Source organism: Candidatus Babeliales bacterium (assembly GCA_040879965.1).
Lineage (GTDB): Bacteria > Babelota > Babeliae > Babelales > JACPOV01 > JBBDJI01.
Map to the genome: position 1 here is coordinate 179369 of JBBDJI010000013.1, position 21282 is coordinate 200650.

Genomic DNA, 21282 nt, shown 5'->3' on the forward strand with positions numbered 1-21282 from the left:
AGTTTTTTGGAGCTGTGTTACGTTTCATTTAAAAATATATTCGAAGTAATAAGGTAAGAAATACATGGAAATCCAAAAACTAATGTCTTTTGATGTTTTATATAAAAAATTTGATGAATATCGTACTTATGTTCTGACTGCTTTAGTGATTATTGGCGGCTTAATTGGCGCTGGTATTTATCTTTATTTTTCTAATATCAAATATGAAGAATCGGCTCAGCAAGCTTTATCTGAAATGTTGATTGAATATAATCGTGCATATGAATCACCGGAATTATGGAGTGATGTTGAAATTGGTGCTCGTACTGGTTATCGTCAATATGGACGTTCATCATTAGCGCCATATTTTTTAGTGTTACAAGCGGATGCTTCGTTGTATCAACACAAAGATAATGAAGCGTTGGTATTAATGAATACGGCAATTCAAAAGATGCCAGGTCAATCACCACTTTATTATTTATATAATATTAAGTTTGCTCGTATGCAGCTTGCGCATGAAAAAACTAAAGATGAGGGGTTGTCGTTGCTCGAATCATTGGCTAAAAATATAAAAAACCCCCAGCAAGATCAGGCAAAATATTATTTAGCTAAATATTATGATGAGCATGAGCAACTTCAAAAAGCACAAGAATTGTGGCAAGAATTAGTAAAAAGTAAATCTGAACAAAAAGATGTTATCTCACCATGGATTTTGCTGGCAGAACGTCAAATAAATCAAGGATAAATTTGTGAATAATGTTCGAGTTCGCTTTGCACCGTCTCCAACAGGGCATCTACATATTGGTAGCTTGCGTACGGCGCTTTTTAATTGGCTGTTTGCTCGGCACAATAAAGGTGCTTTTTTATTGCGTATTGAAGATACCGATCGAGAGCGCTCATACGAAAAGTATGTTGATTCAATTTTAAATTCATTGCAATGGTCAGATTTAGTTGCAGATGAAGAAATTGTATTTCAATCGAAGCGATTAGATATCTACAAGAAAGCCATAGAGCAATTATTGCAAGAAGATAAAGCATATTGTTGCTTTTGCCCACCAAAACCAGAAAAATTTGGTGATGATACGGTTCTCATTGGCGAAGGTTACTTAAAATATGACGGGCGCTGTCGGGCTCTCAGGCCCCAATCTGAAGATTTGGAAAAGCCGCATGTTATTCGATTCAAATTTCCACTTGAACGAGAAACGCTTTTTTTTACCGATCTTATTCGAGGTGAAATTTCTTTTCCTGCAGATCAATTTGATGATTTTATTTTAATACGCACTGATGGCACACCGGTGTATAATTTTGTGGTAGTAATAGATGATGCTTTAATGCAGATTTCACATGTTATTCGCGGTGAAGATCATATTCCAAATACTCCAAAACAGATATTATTATATGAAGCATTAGGATATTCAATTCCAGTATTTGCTCATTTACCATTAATTTTAGGGCCAAGTGGGCAACGATTAAGCAAACGTGAAGCGGCAACATCGGTTTTAGATTATCGTCAAAATGGCTATCTACCCGATGCTCTTTGTAATTATTTGGTAAAGCTTGGTTGGGCACATGGAGATCAAGAAATTTTTTCTAGATCTGAACTTATTACTTTATTTAGCTTACAAGAAGTCGGAAAAAGTGGCGCAATTTTTGATCAAGATAAACTGGATTGGCTTAATGGTATTTATATTAGGCAAATGTCAGCCTCAGCATTATTAGAATATATCTTAAAAGAGGTAAAGCCTGATTTCTTAAAAGATATTTCTGGTTGGTCACAAGATACGTTAATGAATTTTATAGAATTATATAAAGATAGAGTAAAAACCTTGCGTGCAATGACTGATGAGTTCAAGGTAATGCATGATGGATCATTTGCATATGATTGGGAAGATTGCAAAGAATACATTGAACCAAATATAGTACTTTATTTACAAAATATTGTTGAACGGTGTGAAAGTTTGAAAGATTTTTCTAATGAGCAAGTAAAAAATGCATTAAAAAAATTATGCAAAGAGTCTGATATTAAATTGATTCAGATTGCGCAGCCTTTAAGAATTGCATTGACTGGTTTCTCAAATGGTCCCGGTGTATTTGAATTAATGGCGCTTTTAGGAAAAAAAGAAAGTATAAGACGTATAACACAGTTTATAAAATACCTTCAACATTCATTTAACAGTTGAGGAAATGGTATGAAAGTTGTGATGGTTTTTCCTGGATATAGCAGCCAATTTGTTGGTATGGCCAAAGAGCTTTATGATGAATCACGTCTTATTCAGGAATATTTTGAAGAGGCATCCAATTGTTTAAACCGTAATTTTGTAAAATTGTGCTTTGCTTCATCAGAATCTGAATTACGCAAAATTGACAATGCATATCTTTCTATTTTTTTAGTAAGTTCCTCTATTGCAAAACTATTGATGGCCGATCATGGCATCATTCCTGATTATGTTGCCGGATATGGAATAGGTGAATATAGTGCAATTTGTGCGGTGGATGGGTTTTCATTACCCGATGGTTTATATTTTTTATTAAAATACGCACAATTTTATCAAGAATTTTTAAGTACTCATGATATAAAGTCAGTAATGATAAAAGGTATGCTAAATGATGAAATACAAGAGTTATGCTCATCGTTAAATAATGAAAAGATAGATTTGAGCGTCGTCTTATCTGAATCATCTACGATTGTAGGTGGTTTCGCAATGGAAATTGAATCATTACAACAAAAGTTAGCGGATAAAAAAGTAAAAATTACAGAAGTTCCAGCTCAAATGGGACTATACTCTTCATTAATGCAAGAGGTGGTGACTAATTTAAAAGCTTATTTAGAAAAAATTGATTTTAAAGATTTAAGCGTACCATTGCTATCCAGTATTAATGCCAAATTTATTAAAGATGGTAAATCAGTAAAAAATTATGTGTTGGAAGCAATTACTTCTACTATTTACTGGAACAAAACGATACAAAAGATGGAAAAATCTGCCGTAATTATTCAAATAGGACCCGGCTCAATCGAAGCCAATGAATTACAGGAGCATTATCCAGATAAAAAAATTATTTCTATAAATAAACCATCAGATATCGATTTACTAAAAGATATTATTGAAACTACCGATACAAAAAGCGAACAACCAGAATCTTAATGGGAAAAAACATGTTTGAAAAAAATGATACCGCAAGTAAAGTAATAACTATTGTTGCAGAAACATTAAATATTGAAAAAGATACGATAAGTCCCGAATCTACTTTTGAAGGATTAGGGGCAGATTCCTTAGATAGATTAGAAATTATTATGAAATTGGAAGAAACGTTTGGCATCGATATTACTGATGAACAAGAAGCAAATATAAATTCCATTCAGCAAGCGATCGATGCCATACATGATTTACGCAATAAATAACTAATTAAGCAGTCTTTATCACTGGTTGTTTGCCATCCATATAATCAACGATTTGCTGTGCTAATGCAATACGTTCAGAATTTTTAGGATGAGTTATACCAGGTGAATCACCACAAATTTTAAATTGTTCTTGGGTAAATGCTAAATAAGCTTTTGCCCAGTCTTTATTTTTTACTGCAACATTAACGTCAGCACGTTTTTCTTTAAAGCGATTGAATTGCAATAAAGGATGATTTTTTTGACTTTTTACTTTATCAATATTAAGACCAGATATTACTTCCATGATATACCCGGCTGAATTATCCTTATTAAGAATATGTTGTATTTCATGCGCAATTACAAATCGTTTTGCTGCAGAAGAAAGCATGGAAAATGTTTTTTCATTAACATAAATTATGCGATCGGTAGCTGCTGCAGGTGAACCATCAGTGTATCCGTATACTGGTATTTGTTGTGGCGTTAAACCATTTTCTTTCAATAGATCAGCAACAAAAGCTTTAGTTTTAGGAGAAACTGGTGCACGGCTAAATGGAATATCACTGCGTAAGTATTCGTTATAATGTTGTTTTTTTGCTTGTTGAAAACGATCTTTAGTTATACCAATTGCACGCAATGATGCCCAGGCTTGATTATGATCATTTTCTAACTTTTGCAAAAAATAATCTTTAGCAGGGGTTTCAAATACGGCAGATTGTTTAACAATTACTGGTTTTTCATAAAAAAAACCATCTTTTTTTAAAATGCTCATACCAACAATAAAAAGACTTAGCCCCAGTATTGTTGATGATTTTATGATGTTTTTTATTTTAATATTCATAATATTGAGTTCCTTTGTTTATAAGTGTTTAAGCTTGTTGTAAGCCAGCAAATTGCTGCTTAATATTTTGTGCAAGTTGTAATCGCTCTGAATTTTGTGGATGAGCTGGTCCATTTACATCACCATTCATTAATTGCAACATATAGTCAGCAAACTCATGATAACGTTCAGCCCATTGAGTATTTTTAGTAGCGACTAAAATATCGGCACGCATTTCGGTAAAGCGACAATATGCTAAATAGGGGTGATCATAATTAAGTTGATTTTTTGGTATATATTTTTCATTCTCAGGTAATAAATTTTTCATAAAAGAAATTGTCGAATGATCTTGATGTAATACGTGTTGTATTTCATGAGCGATGACAAAAGATTGTACATTTTTAGGTAAAGCTAAAAATTGGCTTTCATCGATATAGATCCAATGATCAATTGCTGCTGCAAGATATCGATCAGATTTAATTAACGGAAAATTCGCATCTAATCCGAATTCCGTTAAAATTGGCTGAATAACTTTTTTTGTTATATCTGAAATGGGTTCTATATTTTTTGGTTTACTCTCTTGCAAATATTGTTCATATTCTGTTTTTTGTGATTCTACACATTTTTCTTTTGAAATACCGTATGGTTCTAGACCTTTCCAGGTATTTTCTTCTAAAATTGTTAATTCATTAAGAATAGTTGAACAGGGATTACTTTTTTTACTTTGTTCATTAAATTGCTTTGAAAGCAAGCAAAAAAAACTACCTATAATAATAAAAACAAAATAAACGTGACGATTTGAAATTTTCATATTTTTTTTTACCTTGGTATAAATTATTCCTAATCTGAAGCATTTTTGGGCTAAATAATAGGCTTATTAGGTTTAATTATGCCAATAAAATTCAAATAGTCAATTGCTAGGTTGACCCTGTTTCATTTTGGGTAGGATTATTGAAATAAGCCTTCAATTTGGTTATTCTTATTTCATTGATGTCGCTGAAATTGAAATAAGGATGAATAAAATGCGTGAAACTGGTTATTATGAATTTATTCCTACTAGCCAGAGAAAACCTGTCTTTTAAATATTGAGGATCAATGGTTGGGGGGATCCTGTGAAGCTTTTTTCATCGTTAAAAACTGAGAAAAATAGGTTAAGAAGGGATATTTTGGCTTCGCGAAGAATTTCGCGCGATACAATGGTTTTTAAGCGGTGGTGCACTTCATTCCCTAGATATTTTGCATATTTTGGGTCGAACCGGCCAAAGAGTTGGCTTTTTTTAATAGAGAAAGGGTACGAGGATATTTTTTATTAAAATTGGTGTACGAAATAGCTTCAGTGAGAATTATAAGTGTAAAAAGATGATGAAATGCTTAAAAAATTATCAATCACGTAAATATACTAGATTTGCTCAGTATTGGGATATTTTGGGGCGTGAATACGAAAAATAACAAATAAATGAAAATACCCTCCAAATTTGGAGGGTATTTTTTTAATTACTTACTAAGAATGAAACTTAGTAGCTAGTTTTTTGAACGCCATTATTTGGCGTAATCCCAAGTTTCACCAGCTTTCATCATACCTGCATCTATTTGTTCTTGAGTACATCCAGTAGGACATTCTGCAGAATAGCTAACATGTTTTGTAATAATAGCTGGTTCTTCAACGCGTACATAACGTACACAGCAAGGAACTGCTGGACAAGGTTCTTCAACAATTTTGTCCACTTTACATGCTCTTGAAGGTGGGCATGCGCGTTCTACTACTGGGCATGCAGGTTCACAGCGATCATAGCATTTACGCCAGCCACATTCTCTGTAACGAGCAGATGCTTCAGTTACCGCTAAACCAAGAAATATGAACACTAAAGCTAACGTGAGCTTCTTCATGTGTCTCTCCTTTTATTAAGGTTAATAATTACCGTTTCCTTTACATTTTTCACATTCGAGACGTCTACACATCTTCATTTACTATTTTGTTTCAAATTGGAATAAAAAATCAATAGTTTTTAATAAAAAATTTCTTTTTTGACCAAAAAGGCTAAAAAATCTATCAAATGAGGTGTTTTTTTTATAATTTATTTAGAAAAAAGTTTTAAAATTTTTTCCAATAAGCCAATATGTGTATTTTTTGCATTGTATGTTTTTATATAGAATATGGAACTATAAGGCGAATATATAGTAAACTGGTATTGTAAAAGTGTTTAAATAAAAGAAAAAAATTAAATTTTTATAAAAAAAAGAGAGAATATTATATTATGAAGAAAGCAATTTTATCTATCGCGATTTTACTTTTAACCGTAAATGGCCTAAAGGCTATGGAAACGGAGTATGGTAGTTTATATCCACGAGAAATTGCACAAGTGCAAGAAAATAAATTAGCAGAATTTGCTATTTCATTAAAATATCAGGAACAATTGCCATTAAAAATTAGTAATGAGATTCACAAAGAGGGAAAGAAAAAGTTATTGCTTCCTAGCGCTATAAAACCAAAGGTATTTGGATCATACTTTTTTGTTAATCCATTAAAACCAGGTCTTGGTGGTTTAGAAAAAATTGAATTGGATCCTCAAATTAGATTAGAAATATCAGATTTATATTTACTACCGAATGGTAAAGCTAAAGCCAAAGTAAAAATTTTCAAATTAGATAGCAAATAAGAAGAATCTCCCGAGATTTGGAGATTAATTTTGATTCAATCTAGAAATAGGTATAATAATTTTAATAAATCTTGTAAGACTAATTTTTTTGGCTAAAATAAGCCATTTTTTATTGATTTTGTTAATAAGAAATTGATAAATTAAAGGTATAGAGGTCAAATATTTTAGGATATCGAAAAAAAGAGAGAAAATTATGAAGAAAATATTATTACTTATGTCCATTGCACTTTTAACCATAAATAGTTTTATGCGAGGTATGGAGACGGAATATGGCACATCCATTAGAAATTTCACAAGAAGATCAAAATAAAATAAATAAAGAATTAGGATTTCGTAGAACTCAAAAATTGCAACGAGAAGGTTCCATTACTATTGATGGAAGTTTGGAGATGAAAAATAATGTAATTTATATTAAATCCGGTTTTTATGATCCTGAGACTGGAAAAGGTGCACTACCTTTTGGCTACACTCAATTTAAACCAGCTTTTGCTACGAATGTTAAAATAAAATTAATGCCGAATAGGCAGGCCCAAGCAATCATTACATTCAAAAAACAAGCCGAAGAAGAGTTTGGAATACCATTCTTCAGGGGTAGAGGTAGAGAAGAATTACCAGAAGAATGGGGACCTTTACCATCCTTTGACTAAAAGCAAATAACTTTTTAATTAAATTAATTGAATAAAAATAAAGAGGCCTGGAAAATCCAGGCCTCTTTTGAACTTGTTTAGTTTTAATTTATAGATTAAACAAAAGTGAATCCACCTTTTACCCAAATACCCCATTGATCGAGGGCACGGTTATTTCTGCCAGAGAATTCAACTTCTCCACCTAAGCCAAGGAACGGTAAATAATCACAATTTTCCCAAGTATACGCAAGATGTGTGAATAATTTGTGTGAAACCGCGCCTGGGTTAGTAGCAGATTCAACATTTAAATCGCCAGTAGTAATAAATACTGGTGTGGCTCCATCATCCGGTAATGGTGCAAAATTGCCTTGAATATTGGTAAGGCTTTGTGTGTTATTTGGATTGTTGCCACCAGTTGCAGCCGTATCAGTATTACCAGCGACACCAAATGTATTAGCAGGAATATTTTCTGTGATAGTTAAATGCTCACGTGTTCTTCCCCAGATATTGTAGCCAACATCGAAAGTGAAACCACCATTTTGATAATCAAACATAAATGCTGCTTCGCCATGTATATCAACACGCACCTGAACATCACGTGTTAAAACATTAGGCCCGAAAAGTATTTCGTTTGCGTACATGCCGGTTGAATCAAAACGTTTGAAAAGCAAGTAGCGGCTACCAATGCCATTATCTCTTAAATCAAATGTACGTTTCTGTTTTGCGCGGAACATATGATTTACAAAACCTTCATAAAAAATGGCAAATGATTGCTCACAACCATTATTCCACAATTCGTAATGTCCTGAAATACCGCCCCCAACTTCAACATGTCGGCCGTTACCAACAATCGGTTCAAATACAAACTGTGCATCCGGACGAGTGCCAGTTGGCGCCACAACCCATGCATCAAAACCTAAGTGACCACATTCATTGCAAATAAAATCATAACCTAAAACAAAGGTAATATCAGCAACACCGGTTTTGGTTTGTTTACCGTTAATACGAGCAAAGCGCATTTCTTGTCTTAAATCTGGGAAGTTGGTAGGATCAAGAACTTCGCCTTGAAGTGCTTGTATAATTGAAGTACGGGGTGATGCGGCAGCCATTGTGTTCCCAAGTTTATTTGCGGCAATAGTTGTGCCAGAAGTCGTACTTGTTTCAGTTAAACGCATATCCCAGCTTGTCCAGTTTATAGGAATATCCATTCTAAAATAAAGACCGCGTACCCATTCATCAAGCCCAAGATAGAAATTGATATCTACTACAAAGTTACGCACTTCTGGGTTAGCAGTAATTGATCCATCAAAATTATCATTTAAAAATAGATTACGAGCAAAAACATCTACACCAGGTTGTCCTGCGGGGCCAAAACGCATAGTATTGGTTTGATTAAAGAAGAAAAATTGGCCTAATTCTTTATCATTATAACTCTGAAAATAATGTGGCGTAATTGCTAAACTACCGTTAATGCAATCCGTATCACAAAGATGCGTATGGTATCCTTGACCAGCCAACCAACGTGCCAAATTAGATCCTTGAGAACGCTGGGTAAAGAATGTTTTGCCAAATGTAGGGCTATCGCTTGCATGCAATGCATTACTTACGAGTAATAAAATACTTAAAAAACTTTTTAGTGATCGATTCATAAATTAACTCCTTTTCAAATCCAGTTGGATTTAAAATTTTTTAAAAAAATTTGGTTTTATTAAAGTAGCAGTAACCATCATTCTTTATTCTATTTATTATTAATTTTTTTTTCTTATGTGCTTGTGTATCTCCTTTCTTTTTTTGAAAAATATGTTGGCTTTGAGTTGATTTGTCACGTTAATGTAGCGCAAATAAATCGAGATTTCAATTGTTATAAAACGCAATTTATCATCGACGCAACAAGTAACGTTCAGTATACTCATGAGCAACTCGTTGTAAAGAATTTATTTGTCAAAAAAAGTTTTTAAAGAAAGCTTCTATGGGGTATTTATTTTTAATTATTTTTTTTTCAATTGTTTTAGAAATGTTTCCGATAAGCAGTTCGGGAAATTTATATTTAATTATACGATTTTTTACGCATTATTTATTGTTAGATAACTCAGTAGTGAAATATATTGAATATGCTTGTCATATTCCTGTTTGTATCATTGTCGCGATTTATTTTTTTAAATCTTGGATACGATATCTTTTATTATTTCCTCGATCGCTCTTTATGATCGGAAAAATTTTTTGTTATGGTTTTGTTGTTGAAAGTATTATGGTATTGTTTTTTGTATTTTTTCAAAATAAACCATGGCTCTCTTCATTTTTGCCAATTGGGTTTTTGATAACGTCAGGTTTACTATTATCATTGCGTTGGTGCGCATCAGGCTGTAAAAAATCATGGAATTTAAAATCAGCTTTGTTGTTAGGCATAGCACAAGGCTTGGCATTATTGCCTAGTATTTCACGATTTGGTATAACGTTTGTGGTAGCTCGATGGCAAGGGTTTTCTGCTCAACGTTCCTTTGAATTATCATGGTTAATTGCATGGCCAATTCAACTAGTTGGTGGATTATTTGGGTTAATTCAATTATATCGATTTTCAGGTATTCATGTATTGAACCAAGTAAACGGGATGAGTATGCTGATTGCAAGTAGTATTGCATATTTAGGATTATATTTTGTTCATTGGTGTATTACCACTAATCGATTATGGTATTTTGCATATTATACTATGATATTGGTGTTAGTGACGTTACTAATATAATAAAAAAATGGGTGAAAGATGAAAAAAATTGCATATGTATTTATCAATAATATAAAACAAACAGCTTTATTTTTTTTATTGATAACTTTTTCAGTAATTTTTAGCATTATACTTTTATCATTTCATCCGCAAGATCCTTCACCTTTTTTTATATCAAGTGAACCACAGTCTATTCAAAATCTATTCGGTTATTGGGGGGCAAGTGTAGCCGCTTTTCTTTTTTTTCTTTTTGGTACCGCTGCATTTTTATTAATACCATTGCTTTTATTTATTACCTATATCTGTTTTTTTGGAGACATGAAAATCGAATGGGATCGGTTATGTGCGCTTGTTGCTTTGATTTTTGTTAGTGCCGCTATTGGTGCACGCTTGCGTGCAATGTTAATACCGCACGCATTCGCACCAGGTGGGGTAATTGGAGATTTATTTGTAAAAAGTTTGTCATATATATTTGATGATCCAATGATTCCAATTTTTCTTTATAGTGGATTGTTGATTTGTTGTGTATTATTGACACGATTTACCTTAATCTCTGCCATTTCTTGGTTAAATAGCAAAAGTCATTATCTAAAAATCAGTGCTTATTATAGTTATGTTGTTTTAAAAACAATTGCTTTTCAATGTATGTATGCCATTAAAACTATTAAAAAACTATTTATAGATTCAGATAAATTAACCGAATCATGGGAAGAATCTGATTTTGATATAATTATAAAAGAAGAATTGCAAAGCATGCAGGAGGAAGATATCTGGAGCACTTTTGAGCCTGTTATGCGAGGTCAATCTGATGAAATTGATCAAGAAATAACCGTTAAGCAAGAAGAAATGACTCAAGAACTTGGTGAAAATATTCAAGAAGAAAAGATAGAAAAAAAACAACAGAAAAATAAATATACATTACCACCGTTAACATTATGTAAATTACAGCGCAAAACATTAACTGATTCGGAGCAAAAAAAAGAATTAGAACAATTGGCACAAGTGCTTGAGGAAAAATTAGCACGCTTTGGTATTGCAGGGCAAGTTACTTCCATCAAAATTGGACCAGTTGTTACACTTTTTGAATATCAGCCACATATCGATTCAAAAATAAGTAAAATTATAGCGCTCGAAGATGATTTAGCACTTGCCTTACAAGCGACCAGCATTCGTATTATTGCCCCAATTCCTGGAACATCGGTCGTAGGCTTTGAGGTTGCCAACAAGTCACGAAATTTAGTGCATTTATCCACTATTTTACATTCAGCTGAATTTTCATCATTTAATGGCAAATTACCATTGGTGCTCGGTGTTGATACGGTTGGTAAAACGGTGATAACTGATTTAACTACTTTACCCCACGTGCTTATTGCTGGTTCTACTGGATCGGGCAAATCGGTGGCTATGAATGTTATTTTAACCAGTTTATTATATCGCTGTATGCCTGAATACTTAAAACTTATTTTAATTGATCCGAAACGGCTTGAATTTGCGCCGTATGCTGATATTCCTCATTTACTATTCCCTATTGTAACTAATCCAAAAGAGGCGGGGCCAGTATTACAATGGGTGGTGCGTACTATGGAAGAACGATACGAAATAATGGCAACCTGTGGCGTACGTAATATCGCAGATTATAATAAAATTGCAGAAAAAAAAGATGATTTTGAATCATTTCCTTTTATTGTAGTCATGATTGATGAACTTGCCGATCTTATGATGGTTGCAGGAAAAGAAATTGAAGAGCGGATTGCGCGTATTGCACAAATGGCTCGTGCTGCCGGCATTCATTTAATAGTTGCTACACAACGACCGTCAGTGGATGTATTAACTGGTATTATTAAAGCAAATTTTCCAAGCCGTATTTCATTCAAAGTGGCAACTAAAATTGATTCTCGTACCATTTTGGATGCAATTGGCGCCGATAAATTACTTGGCAAAGGTGATATGTTATATCTTGATATGTCTTCTCATTTGTGCCGCATTCATGGACCTTATATTTCTGATGATGAAGTTGAACAAATTGCTTCATTTACTCGTGCTCAAAAAAAAGCTGAATATTTAGACTTATCTGAAGTAGTAAAAACTGAAAACCATGAATTATTAGATGCCGATCAAGAACTTTACGAGCAAGTGTTATGCTTTGTACAATCGATTGATGAAATATCGATTTCATTATTACAGCGTCGTTTTAGAATCGGTTATAACCGTTCAGCCCGTATGATCGATTTACTTGAAATGCAAGGAATTATTATGCCTAGCCAAGGTGGCAAAACACGTAAAGTAATTCGATAAATAAATTTCAATCGAACCTTAATTTTGCTTAATTTTCTAAATCAATGCATGCATCTACATTGAATATTTTGGCCTCATGCCGGCCAAGGCATAAGGGTATTGCTTTGCCCAATACCCTTAACACAAGGGCACCAATGTTCCGTTGGATTGTACTTCCGCTCATAACGAGAACTCTCATCTTCAGGTTTTCAAACCTTCATCTTCGGACTCGCTACCGGATTATTAAATTAAAAAAATTTATAAAAGTCGTTAGCTGACACAAATTGTTTGATTTTTTATCTAAAAATTTGATATAGAATAAGACCGCTTGAAAGTGCATAACCCATAAAATTGTATAATGGACTTTCATGCTGGAAAAGGTTTATCGATGCCAACCGTAAAGATACAATTGCAAACAAATTACGCATGTGGTAAGGGATATAATTTAAGAGTGGTATTTTATCTATTTTTTCATTAATTTTTTGTGGAATAGCACTTAGTCTTGGCTCATTTTTGATATTTTTATCAATTTCTAGAGCAAGTGTTTTTTCCATATTTTGAAAATATTTGGATGGAAGAATGTTTTTATCAGCATTTGAATGAGCACTATTATCGCTTTCGATAAGAAAAGTACAAGTAATAGGAAATTGATCCATATTTAAATTTTCTTGTAATTTTTGAAATTCGGATTTTAATATTCTTTTTGCAACATCCTGTTTATTGCTCAAATTGTTCCAAAGATTGGAATATTTTGGTTGAGGAATTAAGGCTAATTTCTTTTGATTAACTACTTCAATGTTATCATTAAAAAACAAAGAATATTCAATTGTAGGTGGTTCTTGTTCAAACTTTACTATTGAATGTAAATGAGGCTCCAGCTTTATAGGCATTGATTTAATGCATGGAGATATTAAAAGTGCTATTATTGCAAAACTTTTTTTAATCATCTTTTTTTCATATTTTTATTGTTAAAACTAAAAGGAGCTCGACTAACGAGCTCCTTTTTTTATTTATTTTCTACCAAAAAAACTTGGCCATGTAAATTTACATGCAGGAAGTTTATTATATAAATAATTTAGCTCATTTTGTAATTTGCCAAAATAAAATTGACCATTTAATAAAAAATTATTCAATTGACGTTGTGCCTGATTGGTAAAGTTTTTTACTAGTTCAGGATTGGTTTTATTTAAGTATAAGTAAGTACCTCCTACAACTAATCCAGCAAAAATTCCAGCACCAAACCAAGTATGTCTTTTGCTATTTGGTTTTGCTTTAGGTTCAGGAGTAACTTTACTTATTATTTTGTGTAAGCATTGAGAAAGAGCGATTTTTTCAGTTGTTTCTGAAAGATCATTTATTTTCAAAGTAAATGTAAAAAAATCATTAGGCGTTGCAATTTCCTTTTCAGTACAACTGAGCCACTGCTCATTGAGAGCTTTTGTTAACAATGATGCATCGTTATAATTAGCAACAGGAATAAGCAGTTCTTTTTCTGGAACTGTTATTTTTCCGCTATTTAAATCAAAAGTGCCATCAGCTTCGTTTTTTGTTATATCGATTATAATAGTATTTGATTCAACTTTTTGTAAAGCGGTTTCCATGCCATAAGCCTGACCACTCACTAAACAAAATATAGTAAAGACTGAAAGTAATAATTTATTCATAAGAATTCCTCCATGTGATATTTAATCATTATACTTAGTTTTTCAAAAAAACAGTTTTTTGTCAAATGGGATAAATGTTTCAAATTGAATGATTAGTAGGCTATTTTTTGCTATTAGCTTTATTATTTAGAAGATTCATATAATAATTGTTGTTGTTCTTTCTGATCATATATATAGCACATGAACAGGCATCTAGGCCTAAAATGTTTTTGGTATTTATATCAATATTCGGCTGATCAAGTAAAAAATGAAAAATAGTTTTTTGATCATTTTCAATTGCTTGCATGAGCAATGTATAACCTGAATTTTCTTCAGTTGCATTGATATCTATATTGAGATTTAAATTAAGAAAATTTTTAATTCCCGCTAATAAAATATTTTCATTCATTGAGAACGTTTGATTGATGCAATTATTATTTTCAAAAACTGAGGGTTTAGTAAGTGTTGCAGATAAAAGCGTTATAATATTATCTTGGGTTATTTTTTGTTGTGCGATTTGATTATTAAGCCATCCTTTGATGCCAGATAATTTTGAAAGCGCGAATGCATACAATAAAATAGAATCCTTTTCTTGCAATGCTTGAAGTGGTTCTTCAGTTGGTTTTATGCCAGCTTTTAATTGGTTAAAAATTATATTAATAGAGGTTGTATTTTGCATTATTGCATTAAATTTTTTATTAAGCTGTGTAATATTACTTAAGTCATTGCCTATTTCATTTAAATTACTTGATGAAGCTAAGTAAGAAAGAATTTCTTGATGCAATTCTATTGGAAGATTTTCAAAATAGTTTTTGTCGTCAGCAATATCCATGCCAAAAGTAAATGACATGTGGTTATAGAGTAAAATGGTATTTATAATAATGAAATAATTTATCATTTTCATGTAATTCCTTATTTTTTTATTAAATAATACCAAGCACTCAATCCAATAGCGGCAAACAATGAGGTGCCAAAAAAAACCCATTTAATAAACGCTTTTGCCAGCTATAGCCTATTTTTTCATCAATGAATGAATTTACTTCATTATTAATCCACTGAATCGCATTTTTTTTTCTTGAGTTTTCTGTTGTGCTTAATAAGCTTGCATTTATATATTGCTGCGTTGGTATTATTTCATACAACTTAATTACGATGTTATAGTTTTTATCTTTATCTAAATTCAATTCATTTATATTATTCGCAATTCTTTTTTTGCATAAGTTATTATAAGTACATAAGTTAAACCAAGAGGGCTTTGGGATTTGAAGAGGCTTTATCTCAGTGTTACCTTGCTGTAGGCTGTAGCCCAGTGTGTTATTTGATTTATCTAAAAATAAATCGATTACAATTTTGTTAGCGGTATTTACGGTATTTATTTTTTCAGTTTCCATACCAGAAGCTTGCCTCAATGGTATTAGAATTAGACAAATAAACAATTTTGATGTTGATTTCATATGTTTTTAACCTTCGTTAATGTTAAACTATTTCTGTGTTAGATAACGCCATATACCATAACCAACACCAGCTAATAATGATGTTGCAAATAAACGTTTTGGCCATTGATATGAGATTTCTCTATCAATATTATGAAAAACGATACCCTTTATATATCCTTTTATTTCATGTCCAAAAAGAGGAGTTGCTGCCGGTTTGCCAATAATATGCGCAGGTTTATTGTTAATTTGTATGTTAACATTATATTTTTGATTTTTATCAATGCTTAGATGATCAAGATCAAAAAGGAATTCCTCTTTAAACCAACTTCTTTTATAGCTAAAAGGATAAAGAAAACTAGTACTTTTGGAATAAGGTACTGGGCAATTTATTCTTTCAACATGACCATTTTTTCCATTTGTTAACAGACTTCCATAAATATTTTCTTTATCTTTGAGAGTCAAATTTACACTAATAGTGTCTATACACATTAATGAAGCACCAGATACAAGAGAGAATAGGGCAAGTACAACTGTTAATCGATTAGTTTTCATGATAAACCTCCATAAAATTAATTAACTATTCATTTTTCAATAATAGCGATGTTTATATGATTGTCAATGATTAATCTCTAATTGAAAAGATGTTTGGTTTCTTATGATTTCATACTGAAATATTTTGCAAGGGTTGCCAGTGGATTAAATGGGAAATGATTTTTTAATAATTTTGAAAAAAGAAAGCCGCCACAAAAAAATATGCTAGCAAAAAATAACCATCGAAATTTGTTGATAGTGCTCATAATTTGTAATTGTACATTAATCTTTGATTTTCGATTTATTAAGCCTTGAATAATCTGATCCGTTACTTGCCTGCGATTTTTTTCAAATATATTATTGAATGCATTTGAAATATTTTTATTTTTTGAAAGAATATTTAATTGTGTTTGTAATATGGCGCTGTAAGGATTGATGTCGATATATACTATGGAATTTTCATCATTATGAGTAAATTTAATTTCTCTATTATCTACAAGTGCATTGCATTCAATTCTATCCTGTTTGGAATCTGGGTAATAGAGTAGAGAAATATTGATAATTGGTTTATAGTTATTTTCAAGTCCAACAATCGCAGCCGGTCCAATGCTTTGTAATGAAGTGTTTAAGACGAGATAAAAGATGCTAATTAGAATAAATTTTTTCATATCATTGCTAGTATAGATGTTTTATTTTTTAATATTATAACACCATTTTAAGGGTAATGTAAGCACAAAGCCATTTTTATTCTTTTGCTGAAAATTGCATTAAAAATTAATTAGTTTTTTTCTTGCTTGACAAATGCTCAAAAAATAGACATTTTTTTCCAACGGATAGCAATGATAAGTTTGAACATTTTAATCGTAAAAAGGCGGAGAAATTTTTATGCAATTTAATGAGGAGTTTGTAAAAAAAGCAGTTACTGGAGCTTCATTATTATATAAAGCATTTCCGGAAGACCACTCATTTTCTATTGATACGCGCACGCTCAAAAAGGGAGATATTTTTGTTGCATTGCAAGGAAAACAAGCTGATGGGCATAATTTTTTAGCGGAAGCACTCAAAAAAGAAGCGCATGGTTTAATTATTGCTGAGCAAAAAAAAGATTGTCTAAAAAATCTTGATAAAGAAATATTGAAAAAAAAATTAATTATTTTAGTGCCAGATACAATGCGTGCTTTAGTTGATTTAGCTACCGCATGGCGGGCACAATTTGACTACCCAGTAGTTGGTATAACTGGCTCAGTTGGCAAAACATCCACAAAAGAAACGATGAGTAATATTTTAGATTTGCATGGTGAACCCTATATTGCATCATTAGGCAATCAAAATACAATTTATGGTTTAGCGCTTAATATTTTACGAATGCGTGCACATCATAAAATTGCGATTTTTGAAATGGGAATTAGTCGCCGTGGCGAAATGGCAAAATTGACGACTATGACTAAACCAACGACTGCCATAGTTACCAATGTTGGTCATTGCCATATGGAGGGATTGGGGTCAATAATTGATATTGCGTCAGAAAAACGCGAAATTTTTAAATATTTTAAAGAAGATAGTATTGGGATCATTAATGGTGATCAACCATTATTGGCACAAGTTGCCTATACGCATCCGGTAATTAAATTTGGTTCTAAAACAACTAATCAAATTCAAGCCAGAAAAATTAATATTACGAGCACTCATACTACTTTTGTGTTAAAATTATATAAAGAGAAATATTATATTACTCTCAATAAAAACCATAATGGCCTTGTATTTAACTCATTAGCTGCTACAGCAATAGGTTATTTATTGAAAATTCCGGCTCAAACTATTCTTGATGGCATTCAAAAGCCAGTAGTTATAGCGGGCAGATTTGAAGAAAAGCCATTGAAAACAGGTAAGGGGATAATTATTAATGATTGCTATAATGCTAACCCTGAAAGCATGAAGGCTGCATTAGTGGCTTTACAAGCAATTGATACCAATGCACAAAAAGTCGCCGTTCTTGGAGATATGCTTGAATTAGGCGTGAATAGTCCGTTTTGGCATCGACAACTTGGGCGCTTCTTGCGAAAAGTACCAAGTTTGCGTAAAGTTATTTTAGTAGGCTCTATGGTTAAATGGACGCAAAAAACTATTCCGGTAAATGTGCAAATTGATATGGTTGCTTCATGGCAAGAGGCATTGGAAAAATTAAAAGGTAAACTTGATCAAGAATCAATTGTTTTAGTGAAAGGTTCATTAGGTATAGGATTAAAAAACCTTGTTGATGAGTTAGTGTAAATTATGGAAAAAGAAAAACCCTATCATATTCCCGTTCTTGTAAAAGAAGTATTGGAATATCTCGCTCCAAGGCCAGACGGCATCTATCTTGATGTTACATTTGGCGGCGGTGGGCATACGCGTGCTATTTTAGCGCATGAACCAAAATGCGAGGTAGTAGCTATGGATTGGGATTTGAGTGCGCTGGAGCGCAACGGATTGCCTTTGCAAGAAGAATTTCCTGATCGATTAACGCTTGTTTGGGGTAATTTTACGCAGCTTGATAAAAAATTAAAAAAAGTCGGGATCCATTCAGTTGATGGCATTTTAGCAGATTTTGGCACTTCGCAATTTCAACTCACTGAACGTCCTGGCTTTTCTTTTCATGCAGATACTGAGCTTGATATGCGTATGTCATCAGCGCATCAAAAAATTACAGCGGCTGATGTGGTAAATAATGCTACTGAAAAAGAATTAATTACTATTTTTAAAGAGCTTGGGGAAGAGCATCAAGCGCGTGCGATTGCACGGCTTATCGTGCAAGAGCGCAAAAAGAAGAAAATAAAAACGACAAAACAGCTAACGCAGATAATAGAGCGCATTAAAGGGCCAAAAGGCCCGAAGCGCATTCATCCTGCAACCAAAGCGTTTCAGGCTTTACGAATTTATGTCAATAAAGAACTAGAGAATATTGCCGCTTTTTTTCCTGCTGCATTGCGTGTATTAAAACCTGGTGGTAAACTGGTATGTATAAGCTTTCATTCGCTGGAAGACCGGCTTGTTAAGCAATTTTTTAAAGAATTAGCCACGCAAGCAGAACCAAAAGCAAGGCTTCTGGCCCCCAAGGCGATATCTGCCAGCCCAGAAGAGGTTGCCCAGAATTCTGCTAGCCGATCGGCAAAATTACGAGCAATAGAACTTATTTAAAAAGTGATGAATTTTATTTGACAAAATTTGTCGCTATTATTAAATTAAGACTCGTAAACAATGAAGGAGAAGGCTCCTGCTAGGAAATTCAATTGAAATATCCCTAAGGATTACTAACAATGAAAATAACTGAAGTTAAAGTGTATCCGGCTAAAGATAACGGTAGATTAAAAGCGTACGCAACGATAGTTTTTGATAACGACTTTATAGTTAGGGATTTGAAAGTTATTGAGGGAAATAAGGGATTATTTGTGTCAATGCCATCTCGCCGCCGCAAAGACGGTTCTTTTAGAGATATTGTACATCCTTTAAATTCTGAAACGCGTTCAGTGATTGAAAGACAGGTCATTGAAGAATTTGAGCGCTCAGCTGGTACGGAATAAAAAATTATGGGGCGTAGCCAAGTGGTAAGGCAATAGGTTTTGGTCCTATGATCGGAGGTTCGAATCCTTCCGCCCCAGCCAAAAAATTCTAATAATAAAAAAAGTTAAAGAATCATTCAATATTCAAGAATGGTTCTTTTTTATTTTGTGTATTCTTTTTTTACATTCTGATTATATTCTGAAAAACGCTAATAAATTGACTATTTGTATTGATTTTTGCTAATATTTAGATAAAATAGGTTTGTTTTTTTATAAAATAAATCTGGTGGGATATTTTTCTTAAAAAAAGGTGAAAAATGAAGAAGTTAATTTTTTTAATATTATTTTTTTTAGGAATTATTCAGGGTATGGAAACAGATCCTGAAATTCAAAGACAGAAAAGTAAAAAAGTTAATCAAATTATGAATTATATCACCGAAAAAATATCTTGGTTATTTGGTCCTAAGGAGATCAAAATTGAACAATTGCCGGAAGAAATTTTAATTAACATTATCCTGCAGATGCCTGGGGACAATTTAAACGAAACTATTGAAGCCATTAAGGCGCTTGCGCAAACTAACATGATATTTAACCGTTTGGTAAATGATCCAATTGCAACAAATAAGTTAATTCAATCATTAGCCGAAAAAAATAATAAACCATCATTTATAGTGGCTATTCTTATAGGAACAAAAGCAGCAAAAGAATGGTTTGATAAAAATATGACGTATGAAAATAAAATTGAGTTAATTAATGATCTACTAAAAAGTAGTGATAATTTTAATACATTCTTGACTGGTATTTATACCCTCAAAAGATGGAATTTGGCTAACTATGAGCAGGTAGTAGCATTGAGTGTTGATTTAACGAGAAAGTATGATCTAAATTATAGTACCTTTTTTAAAAGTTTGCAAGAAGTTTTTGAATCATAATTATTTTGGCCAAAAAATAGTTTTTAACAATTGAACATAGAAAAAAGAGAAAATTAAGGGAAAAAATGAAGAAATTAATATTTTTCACATCATTGATAGTTGGAGCTGTTTCATTACAGGGCATGGAAACAGATCCTGAAATGCAAAAACAAGGTGGGGTTAATCAAATTATCAATGAAATTACAGAAAAAATTTCTTGGTTATTTGGTCCAAAAGAGATCGAACTTGAAGAGTTTCCTGAAGAGATTTTAGTCAATATAATTTTACAGATGCCTGGAGGCAATTTTACTGAAACTATTGAAGCAATTAAGGATTTGAGCCAAACGAATAGAATATTTAATCGTTTAGTAAATGATCCAAAAACATTTGAAGCATTGCTGAATGCAATGGGGGAAAAATACAATATCGATCCTCTTTTGATTACGCCACTTTTTTACTCAGAAGTCGCAGGAAAATTGTATTTGAAGCTTATCTCAAAATCTAAAAAATCATTTTTCCTATCTTTAATAGAAAGCACAGATAGCAGTGCTCTTGATCTGGAGGATTATCTTGGCATAATTAGAGCTTTAATAAAAAGGGGGAGATTGTTCACTGGAGTTCCAACGGAAGCGTTAATTCGGCGTTTGAGTGAAGCGTTATATGGAAAGTGCCCTAAAAACGTTGAAGAGCAGAAAGAATGCCATAAATATATCGATGAAATACTAAAGAAGATTTTTAAACAGTATGAATAAAATTATTATTTCCAGCGGA

At 32.4% G+C, this 21282-nt stretch carries 23 protein-coding genes and 1 tRNA gene; 14 read left to right on the forward strand and 10 right to left on the reverse strand.

Annotated features, from left to right (window positions below):
- Window positions 1-64 precede the first annotated feature (64 nt).
- Genes WDZ41_04520 through acpP form a run of 4 tightly spaced genes read left to right on the forward strand, consistent with a single transcriptional unit; the run spans window position 65 to window position 3379 of the window.
- Window positions 65-724: a hypothetical protein gene (locus tag WDZ41_04520; GenBank protein MEX0940597.1), complete on the forward strand. Its 660-nt coding sequence runs from the start codon at window positions 65-67 to the stop codon at window positions 722-724.
- Between the two features lie 4 nt (window positions 725-728).
- Complete coding sequence (gene gltX, locus WDZ41_04525; GenBank protein ID MEX0940598.1) at window positions 729-2159, forward strand: glutamate--tRNA ligase; 1431 nt, start codon at window positions 729-731, stop codon at window positions 2157-2159.
- A 9-nt stretch (window positions 2160-2168) separates the two neighbouring features.
- The gene (locus WDZ41_04530; GenBank protein ID MEX0940599.1) at window positions 2169-3122 is read left to right on the forward strand and encodes an acyltransferase domain-containing protein; all 954 of its coding nucleotides are present in this window, start codon (window positions 2169-2171) and stop codon (window positions 3120-3122) included.
- Window positions 3123-3133: 11 nt separating this feature from the next.
- On the forward strand, window positions 3134-3379 hold the full coding sequence (gene acpP, locus WDZ41_04535; GenBank protein ID MEX0940600.1) for an acyl carrier protein: 246 nt from the start codon (window positions 3134-3136) through the stop codon (window positions 3377-3379).
- A gap of 4 nt (window positions 3380-3383) precedes the next feature.
- Here the strand turns inward: acpP and WDZ41_04540 are convergent, their stop codons facing one another.
- The 3 genes from WDZ41_04540 to WDZ41_04550 all read right to left on the reverse strand — a co-directional run bounded on the left by WDZ41_04540 (window position 3384) and on the right by WDZ41_04550 (window position 6062).
- On the reverse strand, window positions 3384-4196 hold the full coding sequence (locus WDZ41_04540) for a hypothetical protein (GenBank protein ID MEX0940601.1): 813 nt from the start codon (window positions 4194-4196) through the stop codon (window positions 3384-3386).
- 28 nt (window positions 4197-4224) lie between these two features.
- Entirely contained in the window at window positions 4225-4986 is a 762-nt protein-coding gene (locus WDZ41_04545) for a hypothetical protein (protein MEX0940602.1), read from the reverse strand.
- Window positions 4987-5714: 728 nt separating this feature from the next.
- Window positions 5715-6062: a hypothetical protein gene (locus WDZ41_04550; GenBank protein ID MEX0940603.1), complete on the reverse strand. Its 348-nt coding sequence runs from the start codon at window positions 6060-6062 to the stop codon at window positions 5715-5717.
- A gap of 368 nt (window positions 6063-6430) precedes the next feature.
- Here WDZ41_04550 and WDZ41_04555 point away from each other — a divergent pair, with 368 nt between their 5' ends.
- Together WDZ41_04555 and WDZ41_04560 are read left to right on the forward strand one after the other, a co-directional pair.
- Entirely contained in the window at window positions 6431-6832 is a 402-nt protein-coding gene (locus WDZ41_04555; protein MEX0940604.1) for a hypothetical protein, read from the forward strand.
- A 269-nt stretch (window positions 6833-7101) separates the two neighbouring features.
- A complete protein-coding gene (locus WDZ41_04560) occupies window positions 7102-7479 on the forward strand; it encodes a hypothetical protein (protein MEX0940605.1) in 378 nt (125 codons plus the stop codon).
- Between the two features lie 95 nt (window positions 7480-7574).
- Here the strand turns inward: WDZ41_04560 and WDZ41_04565 are convergent, their stop codons facing one another.
- Window positions 7575-9107: a hypothetical protein gene (locus WDZ41_04565; GenBank protein ID MEX0940606.1), complete on the reverse strand. Its 1533-nt coding sequence runs from the start codon at window positions 9105-9107 to the stop codon at window positions 7575-7577.
- A 320-nt stretch (window positions 9108-9427) separates the two neighbouring features.
- Here WDZ41_04565 and WDZ41_04570 point away from each other — a divergent pair, with 320 nt between their 5' ends.
- The gene (locus WDZ41_04570; protein MEX0940607.1) at window positions 9428-10198 is read left to right on the forward strand and encodes an undecaprenyl-diphosphate phosphatase; all 771 of its coding nucleotides are present in this window, start codon (window positions 9428-9430) and stop codon (window positions 10196-10198) included.
- An 18-nt stretch (window positions 10199-10216) separates the two neighbouring features.
- Complete coding sequence (locus WDZ41_04575) at window positions 10217-12472, forward strand: DNA translocase FtsK (protein ID MEX0940608.1); 2256 nt, start codon at window positions 10217-10219, stop codon at window positions 12470-12472.
- 275 nt (window positions 12473-12747) lie between these two features.
- Here WDZ41_04575 and WDZ41_04580 read toward each other — a convergent pair whose 3' ends face one another.
- The 6 genes from WDZ41_04580 to WDZ41_04605 all read right to left on the reverse strand — a co-directional run bounded on the left by WDZ41_04580 (window position 12748) and on the right by WDZ41_04605 (window position 16729).
- Entirely contained in the window at window positions 12748-13398 is a 651-nt protein-coding gene (locus WDZ41_04580) for a hypothetical protein (protein MEX0940609.1), read from the reverse strand.
- Window positions 13399-13461: 63 nt separating this feature from the next.
- Window positions 13462-14115, reverse strand: coding sequence for a hypothetical protein (locus WDZ41_04585; protein MEX0940610.1), 654 nt, complete (start codon window positions 14113-14115; stop codon window positions 13462-13464).
- A gap of 100 nt (window positions 14116-14215) precedes the next feature.
- Window positions 14216-14998, reverse strand: a complete 783-nt coding sequence (locus tag WDZ41_04590) for a hypothetical protein (protein ID MEX0940611.1) — start codon at window positions 14996-14998, stop codon at window positions 14216-14218.
- A 37-nt stretch (window positions 14999-15035) separates the two neighbouring features.
- Complete coding sequence (locus tag WDZ41_04595) at window positions 15036-15548, reverse strand: hypothetical protein (protein MEX0940612.1); 513 nt, start codon at window positions 15546-15548, stop codon at window positions 15036-15038.
- Between the two features lie 27 nt (window positions 15549-15575).
- The gene (locus tag WDZ41_04600; protein MEX0940613.1) at window positions 15576-16082 is read right to left on the reverse strand and encodes a hypothetical protein; all 507 of its coding nucleotides are present in this window, start codon (window positions 16080-16082) and stop codon (window positions 15576-15578) included.
- 101 nt (window positions 16083-16183) lie between these two features.
- A complete protein-coding gene (locus WDZ41_04605) occupies window positions 16184-16729 on the reverse strand; it encodes a hypothetical protein (GenBank protein MEX0940614.1) in 546 nt (181 codons plus the stop codon).
- Window positions 16730-16946: 217 nt separating this feature from the next.
- Here WDZ41_04605 and murF point away from each other — a divergent pair, with 217 nt between their 5' ends.
- The 6 genes from murF to WDZ41_04635 all read left to right on the forward strand — a co-directional run bounded on the left by murF (window position 16947) and on the right by WDZ41_04635 (window position 21263).
- A complete protein-coding gene (murF, locus tag WDZ41_04610) occupies window positions 16947-18332 on the forward strand; it encodes a UDP-N-acetylmuramoyl-tripeptide--D-alanyl-D-alanine ligase (protein MEX0940615.1) in 1386 nt (461 codons plus the stop codon).
- Between the two features lie 3 nt (window positions 18333-18335).
- Window positions 18336-19238 carry a 16S rRNA (cytosine(1402)-N(4))-methyltransferase RsmH gene (gene rsmH / locus WDZ41_04615; protein ID MEX0940616.1) on the forward strand — a complete coding sequence of 301 codons (903 nt, stop codon included), beginning with the start codon at window positions 18336-18338 and terminating at the stop codon, window positions 19236-19238.
- A gap of 119 nt (window positions 19239-19357) precedes the next feature.
- Window positions 19358-19621: a septation regulator SpoVG gene (gene spoVG, locus WDZ41_04620; protein MEX0940617.1), complete on the forward strand. Its 264-nt coding sequence runs from the start codon at window positions 19358-19360 to the stop codon at window positions 19619-19621.
- 7 nt (window positions 19622-19628) lie between these two features.
- A tRNA-Gln gene (locus WDZ41_04625) sits at window positions 19629-19702 on the forward strand.
- 215 nt (window positions 19703-19917) lie between these two features.
- Window positions 19918-20532: a hypothetical protein gene (locus WDZ41_04630; protein ID MEX0940618.1), complete on the forward strand. Its 615-nt coding sequence runs from the start codon at window positions 19918-19920 to the stop codon at window positions 20530-20532.
- A 65-nt stretch (window positions 20533-20597) separates the two neighbouring features.
- Window positions 20598-21263, forward strand: a complete 666-nt coding sequence (locus WDZ41_04635) for a hypothetical protein (GenBank protein MEX0940619.1) — start codon at window positions 20598-20600, stop codon at window positions 21261-21263.
- Window positions 21264-21282: the final 19 nt, after the last annotated feature.

Coding starts and splice junctions, on each gene's coding strand:
- WDZ41_04520 (MEX0940597.1), top strand. CDS start 65: ATGGAAATCCAAAAACTAATGTCTTTTGATGTTTTATATAAAAAATTT.
- WDZ41_04530 (MEX0940599.1), top strand. CDS start 2,169: ATGAAAGTTGTGATGGTTTTTCCTGGATATAGCAGCCAATTTGTTGGT.
- acpP (MEX0940600.1), top strand. CDS start 3,134: ATGTTTGAAAAAAATGATACCGCAAGTAAAGTAATAACTATTGTTGCA.
- WDZ41_04540 (MEX0940601.1), bottom strand. CDS start 4,196: ATGAATATTAAAATAAAAAACATCATAAAATCATCAACAATACTGGGG.
- WDZ41_04545 (MEX0940602.1), bottom strand. CDS start 4,986: ATGAAAATTTCAAATCGTCACGTTTATTTTGTTTTTATTATTATAGGT.
- WDZ41_04550 (MEX0940603.1), bottom strand. CDS start 6,062: ATGAAGAAGCTCACGTTAGCTTTAGTGTTCATATTTCTTGGTTTAGCG.
- WDZ41_04555 (MEX0940604.1), top strand. CDS start 6,431: ATGAAGAAAGCAATTTTATCTATCGCGATTTTACTTTTAACCGTAAAT.
- WDZ41_04560 (MEX0940605.1), top strand. CDS start 7,102: ATGGCACATCCATTAGAAATTTCACAAGAAGATCAAAATAAAATAAAT.
- WDZ41_04565 (MEX0940606.1), bottom strand. CDS start 9,107: ATGAATCGATCACTAAAAAGTTTTTTAAGTATTTTATTACTCGTAAGT.
- WDZ41_04570 (MEX0940607.1), top strand. CDS start 9,428: ATGGGGTATTTATTTTTAATTATTTTTTTTTCAATTGTTTTAGAAATG.
- WDZ41_04575 (MEX0940608.1), top strand. CDS start 10,217: ATGAAAAAAATTGCATATGTATTTATCAATAATATAAAACAAACAGCT.
- WDZ41_04580 (MEX0940609.1), bottom strand. CDS start 13,398: ATGATTAAAAAAAGTTTTGCAATAATAGCACTTTTAATATCTCCATGC.
- WDZ41_04585 (MEX0940610.1), bottom strand. CDS start 14,115: ATGAATAAATTATTACTTTCAGTCTTTACTATATTTTGTTTAGTGAGT.
- WDZ41_04590 (MEX0940611.1), bottom strand. CDS start 14,998: ATGAAAATGATAAATTATTTCATTATTATAAATACCATTTTACTCTAT.
- WDZ41_04595 (MEX0940612.1), bottom strand. CDS start 15,548: ATGAAATCAACATCAAAATTGTTTATTTGTCTAATTCTAATACCATTG.
- WDZ41_04600 (MEX0940613.1), bottom strand. CDS start 16,082: ATGAAAACTAATCGATTAACAGTTGTACTTGCCCTATTCTCTCTTGTA.
- WDZ41_04605 (MEX0940614.1), bottom strand. CDS start 16,729: ATGAAAAAATTTATTCTAATTAGCATCTTTTATCTCGTCTTAAACACT.
- murF (MEX0940615.1), top strand. CDS start 16,947: ATGCAATTTAATGAGGAGTTTGTAAAAAAAGCAGTTACTGGAGCTTCA.
- rsmH (MEX0940616.1), top strand. CDS start 18,336: ATGGAAAAAGAAAAACCCTATCATATTCCCGTTCTTGTAAAAGAAGTA.
- spoVG (MEX0940617.1), top strand. CDS start 19,358: ATGAAAATAACTGAAGTTAAAGTGTATCCGGCTAAAGATAACGGTAGA.
- WDZ41_04630 (MEX0940618.1), top strand. CDS start 19,918: ATGAAGAAGTTAATTTTTTTAATATTATTTTTTTTAGGAATTATTCAG.
- WDZ41_04635 (MEX0940619.1), top strand. CDS start 20,598: ATGAAGAAATTAATATTTTTCACATCATTGATAGTTGGAGCTGTTTCA.